Source organism: Thauera butanivorans NBRC 103042 (assembly GCF_001591165.1).
GTDB lineage: Bacteria > Pseudomonadota > Gammaproteobacteria > Burkholderiales > Rhodocyclaceae > Thauera > Thauera butanivorans.
This window is the reverse complement of record NZ_BCUG01000127.1, coordinates 1-1405: the sequence shown is the minus strand read 5'-3', so window position 1 is coordinate 1405 and position 1405 is coordinate 1. Positions and strand designations below refer to the sequence as shown.

Annotated in this window: 3 protein-coding genes; all 3 read right to left on the bottom strand. The window is 66.0% G+C overall.

Annotated features, from left to right (window positions below; all coding sequences use genetic code 11):
- On the bottom strand, window positions 1-636 hold a 636-nt coding region (locus tag TBU01S_RS24380; RefSeq protein ID WP_169803002.1), incomplete at its 3' end, for an ankyrin repeat domain-containing protein.
- Window positions 633-758, bottom strand: coding sequence for a hypothetical protein (locus tag TBU01S_RS25045; RefSeq protein ID WP_281178490.1), 126 nt, complete (start codon window positions 756-758; stop codon window positions 633-635). The genes TBU01S_RS24380 and TBU01S_RS25045, both read right to left, overlap by 4 nt.
- Window positions 755-1405, bottom strand: a 651-nt coding sequence (locus tag TBU01S_RS24375; RefSeq protein WP_169803001.1) for a hypothetical protein, incomplete at its 5' end; no start/stop codon positions are given. The genes TBU01S_RS24375 and TBU01S_RS25045, both read right to left, overlap by 4 nt.

Genomic DNA, 1405 nt, shown 5'->3' with positions numbered 1-1405 from the left:
GCAGTGGCCGCGCGTGACGGCATACGCCAGCACAGGCGTGTCCATGGGACGAACGTCCATGGGATTCTGGCGCAAATCGATGTCCGCGCCGCGCTCGATGAACAGGCGGAACAGCGGCCCGTCGCCCCGCCCCAGGTCCATGGTCTCGAAGAAGACGGGCGCCACTCGCCCCTTCTGGTTGGGATCGGCACCGAAGTCGAACAGCAGCGTGGCCATTCTGAGGTCGCCGAGATTGACGGCGTGGTACAAAGGAGATTCTTCTGCTAGCGGATTGATTCCCTTTGGCCAGCGTGGCGGCCGATAATCGGGATTGGCCCCATGCTCCAGCAACCACCATGCCGCGTGATGCTGTCTGTTTATGACGGCAAGGATCAGCGGCGTCAGGTGGTAGGTGGCGCCGGGCCGGTCGATCAGGTGGCGAACCGAATCGGGGGCGAGCACGTGGACGCGCCCTTCGAGCACGGCGAGCACGAAGGCGCGCTGTTCGGGGTCGGGGAACTCCAGGGGCAGTTCGACCCTGAAGGCGCCGAAATTGACGGTATCCATGTTTCTGTCCTTGTCCCAGGCGGGGCGTTCGCAGGCGGTCAAGAGGCCCAGGGCCAGCAGGGCGGCGAGCAGGCGGGCGAGCAGGCTCATCGGCCGCCCCCAAGCGGCGGCAGCCGGCTGCCCGGCCGGTCCGCGCCCAGTTCCCGGTCGATGACGGCCAGCGCGGCGGCCTTGCGCGCTTCGATGGCCGGAACGGAAACGGACAGGCTCATTCCTGCGGGGAAGACGGCCGGTAGCGCCGATGGATTTCCTGGCGTGCCAGCGCGTTGTCGATCTGCTGCTGATCGGCGCCGATCTCGCGCAGCATCTGCTCGGTGATCGGCACCCCGTCGCGCAGCCAGTCGTCGATCTTCCAGTACTTGCGACGCCCATGCTCGGGCAGTTTCCATATCTCCTGCCGGTCCAGAGCCTGGAGGACCTGTTCGTCATTGGCGCCGATCTCGCGCAGCATCTGTTCGGTGAAAGGCACGCCATCGTTGAGCCAGCGGCCGATCTGGCGGCCGGGCATCGGCGGCAGGACTTCCTCGTCATACCACTTGAGCACGCGGCGCACGGTGTCGTCGTCCGCGCCGTGCTCGCGCAGCAGTTGTTCGGTAATGTCGGTCTTGGCACGCAGCCAGCGGCCGATGAAGCGTTTGTCGAACTGCGGGAAACGCACCCCGCGCTCGATGAACGCGCGTTTGAGGCGGGCATAGCAGCGGCCTTCGTTGCGCGTCTCCTTCAGGTCGATGCCGTTGAGTGCGGCCGCCCCTTCATTGATGTAAATCCAGCCATCCTCGGAATCGTAGGGCCCGCCCAGTCGCATGCGGGTTCTCGCGTGCACATCGGCACCCAGCTCGATCAGGTGCAGGGCCGCTTC